The sequence below is a fragment of the Cellulosimicrobium sp. RS genome (genome assembly GCF_046159675.1).
Taxonomy (GTDB): domain Bacteria; phylum Actinomycetota; class Actinomycetes; order Actinomycetales; family Cellulomonadaceae; genus Cellulosimicrobium; species Cellulosimicrobium funkei.
The window spans coordinates 198976-220010 of the sequence record NZ_JBJXVU010000009.1 but is presented as its reverse complement, the minus strand read 5'-3'; the positions used below and the strand labels follow the sequence as shown (position 1 = coordinate 220010).

At 76.2% G+C, this 21035-nt stretch carries 21 protein-coding genes and 1 riboswitch; of the genes, 8 read left to right on the top strand and 13 right to left on the bottom strand.

The window, feature by feature from the left end:
- Positions 1–30: 30 nt before the first annotated feature.
- On the bottom strand, positions 31–570 hold the full coding sequence (locus tag ACI769_RS15130) for a DUF6069 family protein (RefSeq protein ID WP_409141873.1): 540 nt from the start codon (positions 568–570) through the stop codon (positions 31–33).
- A gap of 225 nt (positions 571–795) precedes the next feature.
- Between ACI769_RS15130 and ACI769_RS15125 the strand changes: the two genes are divergently transcribed.
- Together ACI769_RS15125 and ACI769_RS15120 are read left to right on the top strand one after the other, a co-directional pair.
- Complete coding sequence (locus ACI769_RS15125; protein WP_409141872.1) at positions 796–2061, top strand: sensor histidine kinase; 1266 nt, start codon at positions 796–798, stop codon at positions 2059–2061.
- 89 nt (positions 2062–2150) lie between these two features.
- Positions 2151–2783, top strand: coding sequence for a response regulator transcription factor (locus ACI769_RS15120; protein WP_211435841.1), 633 nt, complete (start codon positions 2151–2153; stop codon positions 2781–2783).
- A gap of 3 nt (positions 2784–2786) precedes the next feature.
- Here ACI769_RS15120 and ACI769_RS15115 read toward each other — a convergent pair whose 3' ends face one another.
- From ACI769_RS15115 to ACI769_RS15100, 4 genes are all read right to left on the bottom strand, one after another.
- Positions 2787–3107, bottom strand: a complete 321-nt coding sequence (locus ACI769_RS15115) for a DUF4235 domain-containing protein (protein WP_061267789.1) — start codon at positions 3105–3107, stop codon at positions 2787–2789.
- A gap of 64 nt (positions 3108–3171) precedes the next feature.
- The gene (locus ACI769_RS15110) at positions 3172–4266 is read right to left on the bottom strand and encodes an ABC transporter ATP-binding protein (protein WP_409141871.1); all 1095 of its coding nucleotides are present in this window, start codon (positions 4264–4266) and stop codon (positions 3172–3174) included.
- On the bottom strand, positions 4266–5981 hold the full coding sequence (locus ACI769_RS15105; protein WP_409141870.1) for an ABC transporter permease: 1716 nt from the start codon (positions 5979–5981) through the stop codon (positions 4266–4268). Before ACI769_RS15105 ends, ACI769_RS15110 begins: the two co-directional genes overlap by 1 nt.
- A 67-nt stretch (positions 5982–6048) precedes the next feature.
- The gene (locus ACI769_RS15100; protein ID WP_043659443.1) at positions 6049–7140 is read right to left on the bottom strand and encodes a thiamine ABC transporter substrate binding subunit; all 1092 of its coding nucleotides are present in this window, start codon (positions 7138–7140) and stop codon (positions 6049–6051) included.
- A gap of 82 nt (positions 7141–7222) precedes the next feature.
- Positions 7223–7327, bottom strand: a riboswitch (TPP riboswitch).
- A 318-nt stretch (positions 7328–7645) separates the two neighbouring features.
- Between ACI769_RS15100 and ACI769_RS15095 the strand changes: the two genes are divergently transcribed.
- From ACI769_RS15095 to ACI769_RS15080, 4 genes are all read left to right on the top strand, one after another.
- Positions 7646–8416, top strand: a complete 771-nt coding sequence (locus ACI769_RS15095; protein WP_409141874.1) for an ABC transporter ATP-binding protein — start codon at positions 7646–7648, stop codon at positions 8414–8416.
- Positions 8413–10950: an ABC transporter permease gene (locus tag ACI769_RS15090; RefSeq protein WP_409141869.1), complete on the top strand. Its 2538-nt coding sequence runs from the start codon at positions 8413–8415 to the stop codon at positions 10948–10950. The genes ACI769_RS15095 and ACI769_RS15090 overlap by 4 nt, the downstream gene beginning before the upstream one ends.
- A gap of 106 nt (positions 10951–11056) precedes the next feature.
- Positions 11057–11332 carry a DUF4235 domain-containing protein gene (locus ACI769_RS15085; protein WP_009861813.1) on the top strand — a complete coding sequence of 92 codons (276 nt, stop codon included), beginning with the start codon at positions 11057–11059 and terminating at the stop codon, positions 11330–11332.
- A gap of 59 nt (positions 11333–11391) precedes the next feature.
- Positions 11392–12804, top strand: a complete 1413-nt coding sequence (locus ACI769_RS15080) for a hypothetical protein (protein WP_409141868.1) — start codon at positions 11392–11394, stop codon at positions 12802–12804.
- Here the strand turns inward: ACI769_RS15080 and ACI769_RS15075 are convergent.
- The 6 genes from ACI769_RS15075 to ACI769_RS15050 form a co-directional block, all read right to left on the bottom strand.
- Positions 12793–13230 carry a GntR family transcriptional regulator gene (locus tag ACI769_RS15075; RefSeq protein WP_144722084.1) on the bottom strand — a complete coding sequence of 146 codons (438 nt, stop codon included), beginning with the start codon at positions 13228–13230 and terminating at the stop codon, positions 12793–12795. The two genes, ACI769_RS15080 and ACI769_RS15075, sit on opposite strands and share 12 nt — an antisense overlap.
- Positions 13227–14186 (bottom strand): hypothetical protein, encoded by a 960-nt coding sequence (locus ACI769_RS15070; RefSeq protein WP_170963702.1) that lies wholly within the window; start codon positions 14184–14186, stop codon positions 13227–13229. Before ACI769_RS15070 ends, ACI769_RS15075 begins: the two co-directional genes overlap by 4 nt.
- Positions 14187–14270: 84 nt before the next feature.
- Positions 14271–14828, bottom strand: a complete 558-nt coding sequence (locus ACI769_RS15065) for a hypothetical protein (protein WP_170963703.1) — start codon at positions 14826–14828, stop codon at positions 14271–14273.
- Entirely contained in the window at positions 14825–15466 is a 642-nt protein-coding gene (locus ACI769_RS15060; RefSeq protein ID WP_043659136.1) for a hypothetical protein, read from the bottom strand. Before ACI769_RS15060 ends, ACI769_RS15065 begins: the two co-directional genes overlap by 4 nt.
- Positions 15463–16161, bottom strand: coding sequence for a hypothetical protein (locus tag ACI769_RS15055; protein WP_211932780.1), 699 nt, complete (start codon positions 16159–16161; stop codon positions 15463–15465). Before ACI769_RS15055 ends, ACI769_RS15060 begins: the two co-directional genes overlap by 4 nt.
- Before the next feature lie 52 nt (positions 16162–16213).
- Positions 16214–16918: a DUF1361 domain-containing protein gene (locus ACI769_RS15050; RefSeq protein WP_021482839.1), complete on the bottom strand. Its 705-nt coding sequence runs from the start codon at positions 16916–16918 to the stop codon at positions 16214–16216.
- A gap of 119 nt (positions 16919–17037) precedes the next feature.
- Between ACI769_RS15050 and ACI769_RS15045 the strand changes: the two genes are divergently transcribed.
- Positions 17038–18282: an MFS transporter gene (locus ACI769_RS15045; RefSeq protein ID WP_409141867.1), complete on the top strand. Its 1245-nt coding sequence runs from the start codon at positions 17038–17040 to the stop codon at positions 18280–18282.
- Between the two features lie 621 nt (positions 18283–18903).
- Here the strand turns inward: ACI769_RS15045 and ACI769_RS15040 are convergent.
- Positions 18904–19389 (bottom strand): DUF6328 family protein, encoded by a 486-nt coding sequence (locus tag ACI769_RS15040; protein ID WP_085387233.1) that lies wholly within the window; start codon positions 19387–19389, stop codon positions 18904–18906.
- A 93-nt stretch (positions 19390–19482) separates the two neighbouring features.
- Between ACI769_RS15040 and ACI769_RS15035 the strand changes: the two genes are divergently transcribed.
- The gene (locus ACI769_RS15035) at positions 19483–20214 is read left to right on the top strand and encodes a PAS and ANTAR domain-containing protein (protein ID WP_085387232.1); all 732 of its coding nucleotides are present in this window, start codon (positions 19483–19485) and stop codon (positions 20212–20214) included.
- A 10-nt stretch (positions 20215–20224) separates the two neighbouring features.
- On the opposite strand, the gene ACI769_RS15030 is transcribed toward ACI769_RS15035, so the two are convergent.
- On the bottom strand, positions 20225–21016 hold the full coding sequence (locus ACI769_RS15030; RefSeq protein ID WP_228074952.1) for a GAF and ANTAR domain-containing protein: 792 nt from the start codon (positions 21014–21016) through the stop codon (positions 20225–20227).
- Positions 21017–21035: the final 19 nt, after the last annotated feature.

The following is a 21035-nucleotide window of genomic DNA, read 5'->3' as shown; positions in this document are numbered from 1 at the left end:
TTCCGATCTGCGGCGAGGTGGGGGCGGGGGTCAGCGGCGCAGGCCCAGGGCCAGGGTCGCGCCCACCGTCAGGTGCTCGACGACGAGCAGGGCCACCGCACCGGGCGTCACCGCACCGAGCGGGCCGAGCAGGGAGACGAGCAGCACGACGCCGCACGTCACGAGCCAGGGCCGTCGGCCGCCCGAGGACAGGCGGCCGAGCAGCGCGCGCACGCCCCACCCGGCGTACCCGACGACGAGCGTCACGACGACCGCCGCCACGACGCCGACCGTCTGCGTCCCGGTCGCGGTGCGCACCGCGGGGTCGACGCCGAGAGCCGTCCCGACGAGCAGCACGACGGCGGCGAGCACCGCCGCGACGGGTGGGACGAGCCAGCGCGGAACACGCGGCGCCGACCCGACCCCCGGGACGCGGCGACGAGCACGAACCCCGACCTCGGGCTGGTGGACCCGTGCCGCAGGGCCGCGCCCGCCGTCGGGCGCCGACGTGCGGCGACGGTACGGGACGTGCGGGGTGCCGTCCGGCGTGGCGTCCGAGGTGCCGTCCGAGGTGCTCCGCGTCGTGGACATGACGTTCCTCCTCCGTCGCGCGGCGCGGTGCCGCGGCTCTCGCGCGGCCTGGGCCGCGGCCGGCGGGTGCCGACGTCCCCACGCTCGCGGCCCGAGCGCCTGCCTCGCGTCGGCCGGAGGGCGGCGGCCCGGCCGACCGGCGTCGGGCCTCGACCCTCCTGCCGGACGGCGACCCCCGACCTTGGTCGGTGGTCGGGCGCGCACCGGCCGCCTAGCGTCCGGAGCATGACCACCACCGACTGCCCTCCCCTCGCCGGGCGCCCCGTCCTCGCGACGGCCGCCGCGCGCCGCGCCGGCACGCGCCCGCTCGTCCCCGGGTGGGTGGTCGCGCTGGCCTGGCTCGCCGTCGCGGTGCTCACGGCGCTCGCGACCGTCGGGGTCGTCGCGCAGAACGACGCCGGCGCGGCCCCGTGGCTCGACGTCGCCGTCGCGGTCCTCGCCCTCGCGGCGCTGCCCCTGCTGTGGTCGCGGACCCCGCGCGACGCCCCGGTGGTCGGCGCGCTGGTCCTCGCCTCGCTCGCGGCGTACTCGGGTGCCGCGACCCCGGCCTCGACCGTCGCGACCCTGCAGGTCGCGCGCTGGTACCCGCTGCGCACCGCGCTCCCGGTCGCGGTCGCCGGGTTCCTCGGCCACGCCGTGCAGGCGCTGTGGCGGCCGCAGGCCCTGCCGCTCGGCTGGTGGCTCCTGTGCGACCTCGCCGTGCACGCCGCCCTGCTCGGCTGGGGCCAGTACGCGCAGGCGCGCGACCAGCTGCTGTGGTCGCTGCGGGACCGCGCGCGCCGCGCCGAGCGCGAGCAGGAGCGCCGTGTCGCCGAGGCGCGCGTCGCGGAGCGCACCCGGATCGCGCGCGAGATGCACGACACCCTCGCGCACCGGCTCTCGCTCCTCGCCGCCACGGCGGGCGCGCTCGAGTACCGGCCGGACGCCGACCCGGAGCGGCTCGCCCGCGCCGCGGGCCTGGTGCGCGCCGGGGTGAGCTCGGCGCTCGACGACCTGCGCGACGTCGTGCGGGTGCTGCGCGCCGAGCCCGGGCTCGGCGGGGCCGACGCGCTGTCGCCGCAGCCGACGCTCGACGACGTCGAGCGGCTCGTCGTGGAGGCGCGCGACGCGGGCGGCGACGTGACCTACGAGCGGACGGGGTCCGCCGACGTCCCGCCGACGGTCGCGGTCGCGGCCTTCCGCGTCGCGCAGGAGGGGCTGACGAACGCCCGGCGGCACGCCTCGGGCGGCCCGGTGACGCTCCGGGTCGTCGCCCGGGCGGGCGAGGTCCGGGTCACGGTGTCCGACGGCGGCCCGCGCCGCGTCCCCGTCGGCGCGGGCGGTGCCGGCGGTATCGGCCCGGGAGGCGGCGTCGGTGACCGCGGGGGCGGCGGCACCGGCACCGGGCTGGTCGGGCTCCGGGAGCGCGTCGACCTGCTCGGCGGGACCCTCGACGCCGGGGCGCGGGACGCAGGGTTCGTCCTCGACGTCCGGCTACCGTGGGACGCGTGACGGAGCAGGGTGGGCGCGGGGACGCCCCGCGCGGGAGCGACCACCACGACGCCGGAGCGGTCGCCCCGGGCACCGCGCGCACCCGCCTGGTGATCGTCGACGACGACGCGCTGGTCCGCGCCGGGCTGCGCCTCATGCTCGACGGCGCGCACGGCATCGAGGTCGTCGGCGAGGCCGCCGACGGCGCGGAGGTGGCGGCCGTGCTCGACGCCCACCCGACCGACGTCGTGCTCATGGACCTGCGCATGCCGCGCGTCGACGGGATCGAGGCCACGCGGCGCGTGCGGGCGCGACCGGACGCGCCGGCCGTCGTCGTGCTCACGACGTTCGACACGGACGAGGAGGTCGTCGGCGCCCTGCACGCCGGCGCGTCCGGCTACCTGCTCAAGGACATGCCGCCGGAGCGGATCGTCGCCGCCGTGCGCGCGGCCGCGACGGGCGAGCCCGTGCTGTCACCGGAGATCGCGCGGCGTCTCATGACGTCGGTCGCCGACGCGGGCGGCCAGCGCGAGCGGGCCCGGGCCGCGCTCGACGCGCTCACCGGGCGCGAGCGCGACGTCGCGGTCGAGCTCGGCCGCGGCGCGACGAACGCGGACATCGCCGCGCGCCTGTTCCTCAGCGTCCCGACGGTCAAGGCCCACGTGTCGAGCGTGCTGCTCAAGCTCGGGCTGGAGAACCGCACGCAGGTCGCGCTGCTCGTCCACGCCGCGGGCCTCGACTGACCGTCAGTCGCCGGGCCACTCCCCCGTCCAGCGCTCGAACGCGCGTGCCCCGCCGCGGTCGATGAGCGCCTTCACCACCGCGTAGACCGCACCCTGCAGGAGTGCCGCGAGCACGATCTCCTTGAGCGGGTACTCCGACTGCAGGGGTGTCGGGGCGTCCTTGCGGTGGCCGGGCGAGACCCGCTTGTAGATCTGCTTGAACACCTGCCCGGCGACGAGCCCGCCCACGACGGAGCTGACGATGCCGACGGGGCGGTACAGGATCTTCGCGGACTTGCTGCCGTTCTTCTCCGGGGGGTGGTCACCGGTCGTCACGTCGTCCATCCCCCGACGCTAGGTCGGCTGCGGCGCTCTCGCTCGTCGCACGGCCCGGGGCGACCCCGGGACGTCAAGCCGGCACGACGGCGCACCCGGCCGGGTCGACGACGACCCGCACCCGGTCGCCCGGCTCGACGACCACCGGGGCGCCCGCGAGCGCGACGAGCCGTGCGGGCGCACCGCCGGAGCGTCCGGGCAGGTCGACGTCGACGGTCACCTCGACCGCGCCGCGGCGGAACACGCTCCCGACGACGGTGGCGCCCCACGCATCGTCCGACGTCGGCACGCCCTCGGTCGTGAGCCGCAGGCCGCGCGGACCGACCGCGAGCAGTTTCCCGGGCTTGTGCGGGACGAACGCCTGGTAGCCGAGGAACTCCGCGACGCGGCGCGACCCGGGCGCGCGCCAGAGATCCTCGGGCGGCGCGACCTGGAGGAGCCGGCCCGCGTCCATGACGGCGACGCGGTCGGCGACGGTGAACGCCTCGTCGTGGTCGTGGGTGACGAAGACGGCCGTCGTGCCGGTGGCGCGCAGGGCCTCGCGCAGGTCGAGCGCGAGGCGCTCGCGCAGCCCCCGGTCGAGCGCGGAGAGGGGCTCGTCGAGCAGGAGCAGGCGGGGGCGCGGCGCGAGCGACCGCGCGAGCGCGACGCGCTGGCGCTCGCCCCCGCTGAGCGTCGCGACCGCGCGCCGCTCGTACCCGGCGAGCCCGACGACGTCGAGCAGCTCGGCCACGCGCGCGTCGCGCTCGGCGCGCGGCAGCCCCGCGATCCCGTAGGCGACGTTGCCCGCGACGTCGCGGTGCGGGAAGAGCTGGCCCTCCTGGAACATGAGCCCGAACCCGCGGCGGTGCACGGGGACGCCCGTGAGGTCGCGGCCGTCCCACGCCACGGAGCCCGCGGCGACCGGCTCGAGCCCCGCGACGGCGCGCAGCAGGCTCGACTTGCCGCAGCCGCTCGGCCCGAGCAGGGCGAGCACCTCGCCGGGCGCGACGTCGAGCGTGACGCCCGCGACCGCCGTCGTGCCGGGGTCCGTGCGCGCTCCCCCGGCGACGCGCCCGCCGTACCGCACGACGACGTCGCGCACCGTGAGCCCGGCGGCCTCCCCCGGACCGGGGCGCGACGGCTCCGGCGTGCCCGCGCGCGCGGGGGCGGGGTCGGTCTGCACCATCAGAACTCTCCTCCGGGTCGGTCGCCGCGCAACCGCTCGGCGAGCAGCATCACGGTCGCGGTGAGCAGCGCGAGCACGACGCTCGCCGCGAGCGCCATGCCGTAGTTCTCGGCGCCCGGGCGCCCGATGAGGCGGAAGATCACGACCGGCAGGGTCGCGCTGTCCGGGCGGGCGAGGAACGACGTCGCACCGAACTCCCCGAGCGAGACGGCGAACGCGAACCCGACCGCCAGCCCGAGCGACCGGGCGGCGATCGGGCCGTCGACCGTGCGGAACACGCGCCCGGGCGCGGCGCCGAGGGTCGCGGCGGCCTCGCGCAGGCGCGGGTCGATGGCGCGCAGCGTCGGCAGGACCGTGCGCACGACGAGCGGCGTCGCGACGACCGCCTGCGCGATCGGCACCAGCAGCCCCGACGTGCGCAGGTCGACGTCGAGGCCGAGCGGCCTGTCGAGCGTGACGAGGAACCCGAACCCGACCGTCACGGCGGAGACCCCGAGCGGGAGCATGAACACCGAGTCGAGCACCGAGATCGCGCGCCGACCCGCGCGCGAGCGCGGGCGCCGGGACACGACGAGCGCCACGAGTCCGCCGATCACGACGGCGAGCACGGTCGCGAGCGCGGCGGTGCGCAGCGAGTTGCCCGCCGCCTCCCACACGGTGACGGACAGGGCGTTGCGCCCGCCCGTGGTGCCGAGGTTCGCGTAGTTGTCGAGACCCCAGCCGCCGCCCGGGACGCGGAACGAGCGCACCACGAGCGTGCCGAGCGGGAGCCCGACGAGCACGACGACCACGGCCGCGGTGAGCGCGGCGGGCGCGAGGTCGCCCGTCGGGCGGCCGTCGCGCCACAGGCGCAGGGGGTGCGCGGACGACGCCGAGGACGACAGGTTCAGGGCACGCTCGCGCCGGGCCCGCGTGCGGTTCGCGACCGAGAGCGCCGCCGCGACGACCACGAGCTGCACGACCGACAGCACCGCCGCGGTGCGCAGGTCGAGGAACTGGGTCGTTTGGATCCAGATCTCCGTCTCGATCGTCCCGTAGCGGATGCCGCCGAGCACGAGCACGACGCCGAACGCCGTCGCGCAGAAGAGGAAGACGATCGACGCGGCGCTCGTGATCGCGGGCGTGAGCGCCGGGAGCGTCACGGTGCGGAACGCGCGCCACGGCGTCGCGCCGAGGGCGCGCGCGGCCTGCTCGGCGCGCGGGTCGAGGTGCTCCCAGAGCCCGCCGACCGTGCGCACCACCACGGAGTAGTTGAAGAACACGAGCGCGACGACGATCGCCGCGAACGTCTCGTCGAGCCGCAGGAACCCGAGCGGGCCGCCCTGCACGAGCAGCGACCGGAACGCGACGCCGACGACGACGGTCGGGAGCACGAACGGCACCGTGACGAGCGCGCGCACGACCCGCCGCCCGGGGAACCGGCACCGGTACAGCACGTACGCGCCGGGCACGCCGAGCAGCAGCGACAGCGCCGTGCCGAGCACGGCCTGCCAGAGCGTGAGGCCGACGATCCGCCACGTGCGGGGCTCGGAGAAGACCTCCGCGAACCCCGAGAGGTCGAGGCCGCCGTCGTCCCCGACGAACCCGCGCGCCACGAGCGTGACGACCGGCCACGCGAAGAACACCCCGAGGAACGCGAGCGGCACCGCCGCCGCCAGACCCCACAGCACCCCGCGCCCGACGCCGCCCCGCCGGACCTCCCGACCCCTCACCACGGCTCTCCCCCGCGCGACCACGGCTCTACCCCGCGAGGGAGAGCCGTGGTCGCTCGGGGACCGGGGGTCAGTCGACGACCGTCGCCGTCCATGCCTTGATCCACTCGTCGCGGTGCGCCGCGACGTCGGCGGGCGCGACCTCGAAGGGCTCGTCGGCGAGCGGCGCGAACTCGGCCCAGCCGTCGGGCAGCGTGACGGAGTCGTCGGCGGGGTACATGTACATCTGGTCGGCGACGTCGGCCTGGAACGTCTCGCTCACGAGGAAGTCGAGGAGCTGCTGCGCGCCCTCGGGGTTCTTCGCGTTCGCGAGCACGCCCGCGTACTCGACCTGGCGGAAGCACGTGTCGAGCAGCGCGCCCGTGGTCGACGCGGAGCCGTCCTCGGTGAGCGTGAACGCGGGCGACGTCGAGTACGACAGCACGAGCGGGCGCGGCCCCGCGCCCTCCGAGCCGGAGAAGTCGACGTAGTACGCGTCGGACCAGCCGTCGACGACCTTCACGCCGTTGGCGCGCAGGTCCGCCCAGTAGTCCTCCCAGCCGTCCTCACCGAACGCCCCGACGGTCGCGAGGAGGAACGCGAGGCCCGGCGACGACGTCGCGGGGTTGGTCACGACGAGGAGGTCCCGGTACTCCGGCTTCGCCAGGTCCTCGAGCGTCACGGGCTCGGGGATCCCCGCGTCGGCGAACCACGCGTGGTCCACGTTGACGCACACGTCACCGAGGTCGACGGCGGTGAGCTCGCCGCCGTCGCCGACCGCGTACGACGCGGCGGACTCCGCGACGTCGGCGGGCGTGTACGGCTCGAGGACGCCCTCGTCGATCGCGCGCGACGCGAAGGTGTTGTCGATCCCGAACACGACGTCGCCGAGGGGCGAGTCCTTCGTGAGGATCAGCTGGTTGACCAGCGCGCCGCCGTCGCCGGGCGCGACCTGCTCGACGGTGAGCCCGCTCTCCTCCTCGAACGCGGCGAGCACGTCGTCGCTCACCGCGAAGGAGTCGTGGGTCACCAGGGTGACCGTGCCCCCGCTGCCCGACGACGCGTCGTCGCCCCCGGCGCCGTCACCACCCGAGCAGGCCGCGAGGGCGAGGAGCGCGAGCGTCGCGCCCACGCCGGTCGCGAGGGCCCGGCCGCGGCGGGCGACGGTGGTCGTGTGCTGCATGTGTCCTCCCTGGACGTTCAGGAGGGGTCCACCGGCCCGACGAGCCGTGCGCCGGGTGGGCGCGACGGACCGCGCGAGCAGGTGATCGAGATTCCCGACTTCCTCCACCGGTGCTAACCGGATCAGGTTCGAGGGTCTGCGGTGGTCCGCACTCTCAGCTCCTCCAGGAGCTCCCCTGTCGTTCACCGCGAGCCTACACCGGCCCCTCACCCGGAGAGTCCCCTGAGAGAACCCTGAGCACCGGCGGCCGCGGACCAGGGACGGTTCGGGGCCCGCCCCCGATGCCTCGGGCAGGCGCGCCGCGGGAGGGTCGGTACGGCCGCCGGGAGCCCCGGCGGCCACCACAGGACGACGCCGCCCGGCGAGCCACGACGCTCCCGCGCAGCGGCACGACGAGAGGACGGACGAGGACGTGACGACGACAGGTGCGGCACGGCGGAGCACCCCGCGCGAGGGCCCGCCCACTGAGGGCACTGAGGGCGCTCAGGGCGCTGCGCGACCCGCGATCGCGACCGCGCGCGGGCTGGTGAAGACGTACGGGCGCGGCGAGGCCGCGGTGCGTGCGCTCGACGGCGTGGACGTGGACGTCGAGACGGGTCGGCTGACGGCGATCATGGGCCCGTCCGGGTCCGGGAAGTCCACGCTCCTGCACTGCCTCGCGGGGCTCGACTCCCCCACGGCGGGGACCGTCGTCGTCGACGGAGAGACCGTCTCCGCGATGAGCGAGCGGCGCCTGACGCGCCTGCGGCGGACGCGCCTGGGGTTCGTCTTCCAGTCGTTCAACCTCGTGCCGACGCTCACGGCGGAGGAGAACATCGTGCTGCCGCTCGCGATCGCCCGGCGGCCCGTCGACCGGGAGTGGTTCGACCGCGTGGTCGACGCCGTGGGCCTGCGCCCTCGGCTGGGGCACCGACCCGCCGAGCTGTCGGGCGGGCAGCAGCAGCGCGTCGCGTGCGCGCGGGCGCTGGTGTCGCGACCCGCGATCGTGCTCGCGGACGAGCCGACGGGGAACCTCGACTCGCGCGCCGCCGCGGAGGTCCTGGGCTTCCTGCGCGCGTCCGTGGACGACCTCGGCCAGTCCGTCGCGATGGTCACGCACGACCCGACCGCGGCGTCGTACGCCCACCGGGTGCTCTTCCTCGCGGACGGCCGCCTCGTGACCGAGCTCCACGACCCCACGCCGCAGGCGGTCCTCGACACGCTGGGCTCCCTCACGCCCGCCGGGCCGTCCCCGGCGCACGCCACCCCGGCACCGACGACGGCGGCCGCCCGATGATGGGCCGGATCGCGCTGCGCGGCGTGCGCGCGCACGGCGCGCAGCTCGTCCTCTCGGTCCTCGCCGTGACGATCGGCGTCGCGTTCGTGACCGGCACGTTCGCGCTGCGCGCGATGCTCGCGACCACGTTCGACGGCATCGTCGCCTCGTCGGTCCAGGCGGACGCGTACGTGCGCGGCGCGTCGTCGGCCGGGGACGCGCTGATGTCGACGTCGGCCCAGGTGGGCGGTGCGCGCAGCCTCGTCCCGGCGGACCTGGCGCGCGACCTCGGCGCGCGCGACGACGTCGCGCTCGCGCTCCCGGAGGTGAGCGGTCCCGCGGTGCTCGTGGGCGCGGACGGGACCGCGGTCCTCGGCAGCCAGGCGCCGAGCATCGGCGTCGCCTACGACCCCCGCGACCCCGGTCCCCAGGTGGTCGACGGCCGCGCACCCCGCGACGGCGGCGAGGTCGCGCTCGAGTCGGCGACGCTCGCGGCGTCGGGCCTCGCGGTGGGCGGCACGACCGACGTCGTGCTGGGCGACGCCGTGCGGCCCGTGCGCGTGGTCGGCGAGGTCTCGCTGTCCGCGCCGATGGCGGGCGCGACGATCGTCCTGCTCGACGCCGGGACCGCCGCCGCGACGTACGCGCCCGACGGCCTCGTCCCGTCGGTCGCGCTGTACGCGGCCGACGGCGTCTCCCCCGAGGCGCTGCGGGACGCCGTCGCGACCGCGCTCCCCGCGGGCGCCGAGGCGCTGACGGGCGCGGAGCTGCGCGCCGAGACGAGCGAGGCGATCACCGACCAGCTCGGGTTCGTCTCGACGTTCCTGCTGGTGTTCGCCGCGCTCGCGCTGTTCGTCGGCACGTTCATCATCACCACCACGTTCTCGATGCACGTCCGACGCCGCACGCGCGAGCTCGCGCTCCTGCGCGCGGTGGGCGCGTCGCCCGGGCAGGTGTTCGGCTCGGTGGTGGGGCAGGCGGCGGTCGTCGGGGCCGTGGGCGCGCTGCTCGGCGTCGGGGCCGGGTTCGGCCTCGCGGAGCTCGCCCGCAGCGGGCTCGGCGCCGTCGGCATGGAGCTCTCCGGCTCGCTGCCCGTCACGGCCACGGGGGTCGCCGTCCCGCTCGTGGTCGGCGTCGTCGTGTCGGTGCTCGCCGCCGCCCTGCCCGCGCGGCACGCCGCGCTCGTGCGCCCGGTGGAGACCATGCGCGCCGACGTCGTCCGGCCCACCGGAGCCGGGCGGGCCCGTGCCGTCGCCGGGACCGTCGCGCTGCTCGCGGGCGTGGGGCTCGTCGTCGCGGCGGCCGCGGTCGGCAGCGGGGGCGCGCCCCTCCTCGGCCTCGGCGCGGCCGGCGTCGTCGCGGGGGTGCTCCTCCTCGCGCCGCTCGCGGTCGGCCCGGTGCTGACCGTCCTCGCCGCACCGTTCGTCGCGCTGGTCCGCCCGCTCGGCGGCCTCGCGCGCGGCAACGTCACGCGCCAGCCGCGGCGGACCGCGGCCACCGCGGGCGCGCTCGTCGTCGGGATGGCGCTCGTCTCGACGACGTCCGTCCTCGCGCTGTCCACCCGCGTCTCCGTGCAGGACATCGTCGACCAGGAGACCGCGGCCGACCTCGTCGTCCGCTCGGCGATGCCGTACCTGCCCGACGGGGTCGCGGGCGACGTCCGCGCCGTGCCCGGCGTCGCGGCGGTCGACGTCACGACGTACGGGCAGGTCGTCGTCGACGGCGAGCCGCAGCTCGTCGTCGGGTTCCCCGCCGAGGGCTTCGGCCGCTCCGTGCGCACGACCGCGACCGAGGGCGACCTCGACGCGTACGCGCGGGGCGAGGCCGCCGTCATGGCGGACGCGCTCGACGAGCACGGCTGGGCCCTGGGCGACGTCCTGACGCTCGCCGACCCGGCACGGCCCGACCTCCCGGCCCGGGAGGTGCGCATCGGCGCGGTGGTCGACTCGCACGCGTTCTCCGTCGACCTGCTCCTGCCGCCCGACGTGGCGGCCGCGGTCGGCGCGACGACGACGGAGATGCTGTTCCTCGACACCGAGCCCGGCGCGGACCTCGCGGCCGTCCGCGCGGGCGTGACCGACGCCGTCGCGCCGTACGTCGTGGCGTCCGTGCTCGACGCCGACGAGTTCGCCGCGGACGTCGCCGGCCAGGTCGAGTCGGTCCTCGCGATCGTCTACGCCCTGCTGGGGCTCTCCGTCCTCGTCGCCGTGCTGGGCATCGTCAACACGCTCGCGCTGTCCGTCGCGGAGCGGACGCGCGAGATCGGGCTGCTGCGGGCCGTCGGGCTCGGGCGGGCCCAGCTCGCGACGACGATCGTCATCGAGTCCGTGCTCGTCGCGGTGTTCGGCACGGCCGTCGGGCTCGCCGTGGGGACCGGCCTCGCCGCCGCGCTCCCGTCGGTGCTCGCGGACCAGGGCTTCACGACCCTCGCCGTGCCGTGGGCCCAGCTCGGCGCCATGCTCGTGCTCGCCGGCGTCGTGGGCGTCGTCGCCGCGGTGTGGCCCGCGGTGCGCGCCGCGCGCCTGCCCGTCCTGGACGCGGTGAGCCACGACTGAGCCGGGTGCGCGCGCCGGGCGACGCGTGGGCGGCGACTTCGCACTACGGTGGTCGTGCGAGCACGCCCGGCGCCGCCCGGCGCCCCGACCGACGGAGGAACCCCTCGTGGCCGACACGAACGAGAACGAGCAGACCCTGGCCCTCAAGGTCGGGACCGTCGCCCTGACCTTCGCCGCGGGCTGGGCCGCGCAGAAGCTCGTGACGTTCGTCTGGGCCAAGGTCACCGGGCACGACGCCCCGAAGGACCTCGACGACGAGGAGGTCGGTGTCGTCCAGGCCGTGACCTTCGCCGCCGTCGCCGCGGGCGTCGGCGTCCTCGCCCGCCGCTTCGCGGGCAAGGAGGCGAAGCGCGTCGTCGCCCGCCTCGCCTCGCGTGCCTGACGCCCGGCCCGGCCTCCCTCCGCGCGAGGGAGGTCGGACCGCCCGGTAGCCTGGCGCGCGTGACCGCCCCGCCGGCGAGCCCGACGCCCCCTCAGGACCCGATGCTGCGCGCCGGCCTGCGCGTCCTCGCCGACGCCGGCCGGCTCCTGGCCCGGCACTGGCCCGCGCTCGTCGCGGTCGCCGTCCTCGCGCAGGTGCTGCACGAGCTCGCCCTGCGGGCCGCGCTCGCCGTCGCGCCGTCGTCCGGGGTGCTCGGCCTGCTGGTGCTGTGCTTCTCGCCGCTCGCGACGGTCGTCGGCATCGTCGTCATGCTGCACGTCCTGCGCCGGGAGCCGCGCACGGAGCGGGACCGGCTCGAGGTCCGGGCGCTGCTCGGCTCGATCGCCTCGGTCCTCGTCCCCTACCTCGTCATCTACGAGTTCTACGGCGGGCTGTCGTCCGACTGGCAGGCGTACATCGACTCCGCCGCGCTCGACCACGCGTTCGCGGCGGGGGCGGGGTTCGAGACCGCCAACCCCGTCCCCGAGGGCTTCGGGCTCACCGTCGTGCTCGTCGTCGCGGGCGCGCTGCTCGCCCGCACCCTGCTGGAACGCCTCGCGCGGCGCCTCGACCGCAGCGCCTCCGCGCGCGACGACGACGCCCGGCGCAGCGCCCGCTCCGCCGCGGTGCGCATCGCCGCGGGCTACTGCGAGGTCGTCTGGATCGTCGTCGGCGCGTTCACCGTCACGGCCCTCGTCGGGCGCGTGCGCGAGTGGTGGTCGACGCGCGTCGTCGTCGTCGAGGTGACGACCTGGTGGGACGGCGTGGTCGCGCGCGTGGACGCGCTCAAGCCGCTCGTCGACGCCGTGGGCCCGACGACGTCCCTCCTCGTCGCGGGCGTCGTCACCGGGCTCGTGGTGCCGCTCGCGTGGCTCACGCTCGGGACGATCGTGTACGGCGTGGAGGCGATCGACGTCGTCGACCCCGCCCACGCGGTGCCGGGCGACGGCGGCGCGACCGGCCGGACAGCCCGCGCCGTCGACCGGTTCAACCGGACGCTCGGCGAGAGCGGCGCCCAGCGGGCGTGGGCGCTGATGCTCGACCCGGGCCGGCGGTTCGGCGGCCTCGTCGGCGCCCTCGGGATGCTGTGGCGCAGTCGCTGGGGCGCGGTGCTGCTCTTCTGCGTCGCGTTCGCGCTCCTCACGCTCGCCGAGCAGGTCGTGCTCACCGCCGCGCAGGCGGTCGTCGGCCAGCCGGGGATCGTCGCGTGGCGTGCGATCGTCGGCCCGCTGGAGACGGTCGCGACCGTCGTCGTGCAGGTGCTCACGACCGTCCTGCTCGCCGCCGCGGCCGACGCGCTGCTCGCGAGCCTGGGCCTGCCGTCCGCGCTGCGCACGCGGCGTGCGGCGCGGCGGGCCGGGGAGCCGGACACCGGCGCCGGCACCGGGGCGCCGAGCACGCCGACCACGGTCGGCGCGGCCTCAGCTCCCTGACGTGACGGGGTGCTCGACCTCGGTCCGAGCGGTGGCGTCGCCCGCCTTCTCCTCGCGCCGGTCCCCCAGCAGCGCTGCCGCGACGACGTCGCGGATCTCCCCGTCCGTGAGCGCGTGGTCCCGCGCCAGCCGGACGAAGCGCGCGGCCGCCTCCGTGACGGCGGCCCGGTCGAGCGTCGCAGGCGGCGCCGTGACGAGCGTCCCGACGCGGCGGCGGGTGGTGACCAGGCCCGCGGCCTCGAGGTCGCGGTAGGTGCGCGCGACCGTGCCCGGCGCGATGCCGAGGTCGTTGGCGAGCGCGCGGACGGTCGGGAGCCGCTGCCCGTCCACGAGGTCGCCCGCCGTGACGAGCGCGGCGAGCTGCGCGCGGAGCTGTTCGTAGTGCGGGGTCGTGGAGTCGAGGTCGATCCGGACGGCGAGGCTCACGCGGCGACCGCCTCGGGAGCGAACGGCGCCCGCGCGGCGGGTGCCGGGTCGCGCGCGGGCCACACCGACGCCACGAGGACGACGAGGACGAGGCACGCCGCGACGGCGAGGAGGACGTTCCCGGCGACGATCTCCCCTGCGCTCGGCCCGGGCCCGAGCCGGGCGCCGTCCCCGTTCCCCAGGCCGAGCCAGCGCAGCGAGAGGCCCGCGAACGCGACGAGCCCTCCCAGCGTGAGACCCAGCACGAGCTGGGTCGCACGCTCGACACGGCGGGCGACCCGCCGCCGCAGCCACATGTCCCACTCCTCGCCGACGTCCTCCACCGCGGGACGCGAGCGGACGAGGCGCAGCACCGCTTCGGAAGCGACCAGGGCCACCGCGGCCACGACGAGCACGGGCCCCGTCCACAGCCAGCCGGGGAACGGGGTGACGGTGTACGCCTCGGCCGGCCCGACGACGCGCGAGACCGCGCGCGGCCCCGACGCCACGAGCCCGAACGCGACCGCGGCGACCACGAGCAGCGCCGTCCACGCCCAGGCGAGGCGGCGCGTGACGGTGGGAGCGACGTCCGCGACCGACCGGACGGCGAGGCGCGCCTCGCGCTGCCGGTGCCGTGGACGAGGCCACGTCAGCTCGCCCACCGCGTGGACGGCCAGGGCGCCGAGGAGCGCGACGAGGGGCAGCACCGCCGTCCCGCGCGCGCCGAGCGTCGCGACGCCCAGCACGAGGTAGGCCGGGGGCAGCAGGAGCCCCGCGGCGACGACCAGACCCGCGCCGGCGCTCGTGAGGGCGGCGTGCCGCACGGCACGACGCCCCGCCGAGCCGGTGACCACCGCCCGACGGCCGTCGGACCACACCAGCCCCACCGCGACGACGAGCGCGAGCAGGGCGAGGTCCACCCCGAGCGCGACCGGCAACGGCAACGGGTTCCCCAGCATCCACGACACCACGCCCACGGCGACCACCTCCGTCGAAGTTTATTGATCATGAACTATGTTCATTAAACGACCAGATGTCAACCGGCAGGCAGACGGCGGCGGTCAGCCGACGTCCGCGACGGGGAGCGACCAGTACGCCGGCAGGAGGCTCGGCTCGACGAGACGCACCTCGGCGGGCTCGGCGTCGTCCGGGGTCAGGAAGTGCTGCGTGCTCCGGCTGGAGACGGCGCCCGTGCAGACCGGCGCCTCGGGGTACGGCGTCCCGGGGAGCGCCGAGGCCCCCGCCGCGTACTCCCGCCCGGCCGTGTCCCGGAGCAGCACCGCGCACGACGAGAAGGTCTTCTCCGCGCCCTCCGGGGCGGGCGGCGCGTCGGAGCGGAACGACACGTCGGCCGCCCAGAGCGTGTAGCCGTCGGGCACCTCGATCCGGCCGCCGTACCCGTCGTCGAGCCCGTCGACCGCTTCGACGCCCAGCAGCCGGGCCCGCACGTCACCGACCTGGGCCCAGCCGTCGGCGTCCGGCGCGTGCGCGACGCGCGGTTCGCCCGACCACCAGGCCTGCACGTCGTCCGACCGCCAGGTCAGCCAGCCCAGGGCGCCGAGCGCCACGACCAGCACGGGCAGCCACCAGCGGTTGGTCCGCCACCAGCCGGCGCTCACGCGTCCCACCCGCCCGGGACGAGCGCGGGCCGCACCGTCTCCAGGGAGTCCCCCGCGGCGGGCGGCGCGACGCGGCCGAGGTCGACCTCGGCGATCGCCTGGGGACGGTCGAGGTCCGCGTCCTGGTGCTCCGTGAGCACGCGCAGCACGAGGTCGCCCTCCAGCGCCCGCGCGGGCACCTCGACGGCGACGGTCCCCGCCTCCGGGACGTCCGGGTCCGCGAACGTGCTGAGGACCTGGTTGCCCACGCGGCGCGACGCCTCGTGGTCCCGCCCGGCGGCGTCGCGCAGCTCGACCACCTCGACGCTCGCCTCGCCCGTCGTCCCGGACACCGCGAGGTCCACGACGACCCAGACGCCGTCGGTCGTCAGCGGGCCGGACCCGTCGTCGAGCGTCGTTCCGGTGCGGACGTCGTCGACCCGCACGCGCACCGGGCCGGCGGTCACGACCTCGCCCACGGTGCCGCGCGACGTCGTCGGCGTGAGCGTGGGCCACCACGTGTCGACGCGCGACACCGCGGCCCCCGCCCCCACGGCGAGGACGAGCAGCACCACGGTCACGGCCCGGCCGGTCCGCCGCGGGCGCCCGTCCGGCGCCTCGGGCCCGTCCGGCGCCACGGCGGTCGCTTCCTCGGTCACCAGCCGTCCTCCGTCTCGGGCGGGTCGACGATCTCGGGCGGGACGGCCCCCGCCGGGACGTCCACGAGCGTGACCGCGCCCGTCTCGGCCCACCGCCGGCCACCGCCGACCGTCATGTCGCGGTACCGGAACGTCGGGACGGTCACGGTCAGCGGCTCGTCGGGGGTGCTCACCGCGCCGCCCTCCCCCGGTACCGACACGGGCCACAGGAGCGCGACGTCGTCGGCGAGGCCCGGCGAGAGCACGGGGTACGACGACGCGTCGCGCACGAGGAGCGTGGGGTCCGGGCGGTCCGGCTCCGCGTCGCCCGCGAGCGCCAGGCCGCCGGGCAGCTCGTCGGGGAGCGTCACCGCGGTGCGGTCGAGCCGGCGCGACTCGCGGTCCGTGTCGAGCGCGCCGACGACCACGACGAGCCACGCGTCCGCCCCGGAGTCCTCGAGCGCCGAGACCTGCACGGCGTCCGTCACGGACCACGAGCGCACGGTGAGGTCGAAGGGTCCCGTGGCGACCGGCTCCCCCGCGGCGGCCCGGGCCGGCCCCGCGTCGGCGGCGTCGTGCCGGGCGAGGCCGCCGGCCGCCGTCGTGCCGACGACGGCCCCCAGGACGACGGCGAGCGCCACGCGGCGCGGCCACGTGCCCACGACGGCGCGGAGCAGCGGCACGCCCCGGGCGGCCTTCGGCGCGGTCGACGTCACGGCGCGCATCCTACGGGGCCGTCACGGGCCGTCGCCGGAACCTCACGGGCCGTCACGCCCCGCGCACGAGGAGCGTCGTGACCGGCCCCATGACGATCGCGTACATGACCGCGAAGAACAGCGTGTGCAGGAGCACGAAGAGCAGCGCGTCCAGCACGGCGCCGCGCGCCCGGAAGTGGCGCACGAGCTTGCGCACGAACTGGACCGGGTGGGCGAGGTCCCAGCTGTTGAACCGCACGTACCGGCCGAGGTAGATCCCGACGGAGACGAGCGCCAGCACGACGAGCACCACGACCCACGACACGGGACGGCGGAACGGGGCGTCGTCGTCCGGGTAGAGCACGATCGCGAGCAGCGCCTGCGCGAGGAACACGTTGACGAGCGTGTTCATCACCCCGGACAGGGCGAGCGTGAGCACGGCCACGATGTCGTACCAGAGCGGGACCTCCTCGCCCTCCTGCCGGTGGCTGTAGTTCAGCTCGGTGACGAGGTAGCCCGCGTTCGGCAGGAGCAGCAGCCAGACGCCGAACCCGACGACGGCGCACGTCACGACCGCCCACGACGGGGCGCCGCCCGCGATGAGCACGGCGTCGACGAGGACGACGAGCCCGAGCACGATCACCGGCGCTATCGAGAGCCCGATGTTGAGGAGCATCGGCCGGTACACGCGCGTGCGGTACAGCGGCGCGCGCAGCACCACGAGGGCGAGCGCGTACACGTTGAGCAGGGCCACGCCCCCGAAGAGCCAGTCGAGCACGACCCCACGGTACGGGGGGTTCCCCGCGCGCGGCGCGGGGAGCGTCGTTAGCGTGGAGGTGCTCGACGCAACGATCTCCCCCCGTGCCCGACGACGGGCACCTCCCCCCAGGAGTCGCCATGGCGCAGCAGGACGCGGGCAGGGCCGCCGGGCCCGCCGCGACGACGACGACGACGTCCACCTCCCCGACCCTCATGCTCGTCCTCGCGACCATCGGGTTCGCGGTGAACTTCTGGGCTTGGGCGCTCATCAGCCCGCTCGGCGCGGCGTACGGGCAGCAGTACGACCTCACCGACGTGCAGGTGTCCGTGCTGGTGGCCGTCCCGGTCGTCGTCGGGTCGCTCGGCCGCATCCCGGTAGGGGCACTCACGGACCGGTACGGCGCCCGCATCATGTTCCCCCTGGTCAGCGCGCTGACGATCCTGCCCGTGCTGTTCGTCGGGCTCGTCGCGGACAGCTTCGCCTGGCTGATCGTCGGCGGGTTCTTCCTCGGTCTCGGCGGCACCGCGTTCGCCGTCGGGGTTCCGTTCGTCAACGCGTGGTACCCGCCCGCGCGGCGCGGCACCGCCGTCGGGATCTTCGGCATGGGCATGGGCGGCACCGCGATCTCCGCGTTCACCACCGTCCGCATCCGCGACGCGTGGGGCGACGCCGCCCCGTTCCTCCTCGTCGCCGCCGTCCTCGCGGTGTTCGCCGTCGTGTCGTGGCTGCTGCTGCGCGTCCCGCCCGGCCGGGTGACCGCCCCCGCCGGTGGGTTCTGGTCCCGCACCTGGGCGACGTTCCGTCTCCCCGCCACCCTGCAGCTCTCCTGGCTGTACGCCGTCGGGTTCGGCGGGTTCGTCGCGTTCTCCGTCTACCTGCCGACGTTCCTCGTCAACGCCTACGACCTCACCGCGTCCGACGCCGCGGCCCGCACCGCCGGGTTCGTCGTGCTCGCCGTCGTCATGCGGCCTGTCGGCGGCGCGCTGTCCGACCGGTTCGGCGGCGTGCCCGTGTCCGTCGCATGCTTCGCCGTCGTGACGGCGCTCGCCGCCGTCGTCGCGTTCCAGCCGTCGCTCGTGCCGGTCGGGACGATCGCGTTCCTCGGCCTCGCCGCCGCGCTCGGTGCGTCGTCGGGCGCCACGTTCGCCCTCGTCTCGAAGGTCGCGCCGGTCGAGAAGGTCGGCGCGGTCACGGGCCTCGTCGGCGCGGCGGGCGGCCTCGGCGGGTTCATACCGCCGCTGCTCATGGGCGCCGTCTACCAGCTCGAGGGCACCTACGGCCTGGGCTTCGGCCTGCTCGCCCTCACCGCCCTGCTGACCCTGCTGTTCACCCTCGGTCCCGTCCGCCGCGGTGTCCAGGCCCGCGCCGCCGCGTCCTCCTGAGCCTCCCGGGAGAAGCCCCGCGCTCGCGAGGTAGAGCCGTGGTCACGCGAGGTAGAGCCGGGGTCACGCGAGGTAGAGCCGTGGTCATGCCCGACGGCGCGTGGTCGCCCTGGGTGGGCGGGTGGGTGGTGGTGCCGCGTCTACCATCCGCCGCTCGTTCCTCGCGGCTCCCGCCAGGCCCGCCACGACGCGGCACCACCACTCACCCCGCCCGGCGTCGTCTCACCTCTGGGTCTCCCCTGCCCGAGCGACTGCCTGCGGGGTCAGGTGCGCTCGCACCGCACCGCCCACCGGGTCACCGCGGTCGCGCCGGAACTCGGCGGCGAGCAGGTGATCTGGGCTCGTCGTGGTCGGCTGACGGGCCACAATCACCTGCTCGCCGGAGGCCGCGGCCTATGGTGGACAGGGGGTGTCGCTCGACCCTCCGGCCCGGCGCGGGGCGGCCGGGGAGGGTGGTGCCTGGTTCCACCATGGTCTTCGCCATTGACCACGGCTCTACTTCGCGTGACCACAGCTCTACCTCGGCGAGCCACGGCTCTACCTCGCATGACCACGGCTCTACCTCGCGTGACCACGGCTCTACCTCGCTACCTCGTGTGGCGAGAGGTCTTGATCGCGAGGTCAGTCCGACGCCGCGGTGCCGCGGGCGACGAGGCGCGGGAGGACGAACCAGAGGCCGACGAGCAGCACGAGCGCGCTGCCGCTCGACCACAGGGCGGCGGTGCGGTTCACGACGACGTCGACCACGAGCAGCACGGTCCCCGTGACGACGAACGCGAGGACGAGCACGCCGAACCGTGCGATCCGGTCGCTCAGGGTCACGAGCGTCGTCTTGCGGTGCCGGCGGAAGAGCGTCCGGTGGAGGCTCACGGGCGTCACGAACAGGCCGGTCGACAGCACGGCCAGCGCGACGAGCGCGAGGTAGACGTCGGTCTGGAAGGTGTCGAGGTCCCCGAAGCGCTGCTGGAACGGCAGCGTGAGGAGGAACCCCGTGAGGATCTGCACGCCCATCTGCATGACGCGCAGCTCCTGGAGCAGCTCTGCCCAGTTCCGGTCGGACCGTTCCTCGGCCGACTCGTCCCGCCCGTCGCTGACCTGGGTGGTCACGGTTTCCTCCCTCGCGCCGACGCTGGGATAATCTTCAGTCTGCTGGGGTCAGGAATCGGCTCCGTCCTGCTCGATCTCCGGGGACCCCCATCGATGGACGCTGCCCTGCCCTCCGACGCCACCGAGCCCGACGACGTCGTCCCGCCCGCTCTCGCCGACCTCCTCGCCGCCCTCGGCCCGGGTGACCCCCAGCCGGTCGGCCGCTTCCGCGTGGACATCGCGACCGACTCGTGGTGGTGGTCCGACGAGGTGTACGAGATGCACGGTTTCGCGCCGGGCGAGGTCGTGCCGACGACCGCCCTCGTCCTGTCGCACAAGCACCCCGAGGACCGCGAGCGCGTCGCGAGCGAGCTCGCGCAGGCCGCGCGGACCGGGGAGCCGTTCGGGTCCATGCACCGCATCGTGGACGCGACGGGCGCTACTCGCACGCTCGCCGTCGCGGCGCAGGGGAAGAACCCGGGCGCGGAGCTGCCCTGGGCGCACGTGGTGGGCTACTTCGTCGACCTGACGACGGCGCACGCCGAGGCCGCGCGGCGCGAGGCGACCGCGTCGATCCGGGCCGCGGACGCGTCGCGCTCGGTGATCGAGCAGGCGAAGGGCGTGCTCATGGCGGCGCTGCGCACGGGACCCGACGACGCGTTCGAGGTGCTGCGCCGGCGCTCGAACGACGTGAACGTCCCCGTCCGCGAGCTCGCCCGTCGCCTCGTGGAGGGCGTGGTCGGCGGCGCCGAGCCGGCCGGGCCGCTGCTCGACGAGTCGGTCCGACGCCGGGTCGACGCGCTGCTCGAGGCGCCGTGCGCCGACGAGCCGGCCACCGGCGGCTGAGCGCCGGGGCTCAGTCCCCCGCGGGCGCGCCGACGCCGGGGATGCGGCGGGTCTCGACGATCTCGCGGGCGACGTCGACGAGCTTGATGTTCGCGTCCTGGGACACGCGGCTCATCACGGCGAACGCGCGGCCGGGCGTCAGGGAGTACCGCTCCATGATGATGCCCTGCGCCTGCCCGATGAGCGTGCGGGTCTGGACGGCGGACTGCAGCTGCTCCTCGGTCCGCGCGGCCGAGATGGCCGCGGCGGCGACGGCCGCGAACGTCGAGGCGAGGTGGTGGGAGTCCGGGCCGAACGCGTCGCGCGAGCCGGAGTACATGTTGAGCGCGCCGTGCGCGTTCTCGGACGTGTAGAGCTGGACGCACAGCATGGAGCCGACGCCGAGCTCGCCCGCCGCGCGCGGCGCCCACCGCGGCCAGCGCGGGTCCGCAGCGACGTCCCCGGACTCCACGAGCGCGTGCTCGCGGATGGCATCGAGGCACGGGCCCTCGTCGAGCTCGTACTGGAGCGCGTCCCCGCGCGCCACGACCGGGTCCGACACGGCCGCGCTCTCGATGCGGCGGCGGGTCACGAGCGAGATGCCGGCCTCGTCGCAGCCGTCGACCATCGCCACCGCGAGCTCGACCACCCGGTCGAGCGTCTGCTGGAGGGTGGGCTCGTCGGCGAGCGCGCGGGCGGCGTCCGCCACGAGGCCCGCCACCGTCGCCTCCTCCGCCATCAGGTCGACGACGGGGACCTCGGTCAGCGGTGCTCCGGACCCTCCCGGGGTCGGCTCGCCGCTCGTTCCGCGATCGGTGCTCATGGTGCTCTCCTTGTCTCCG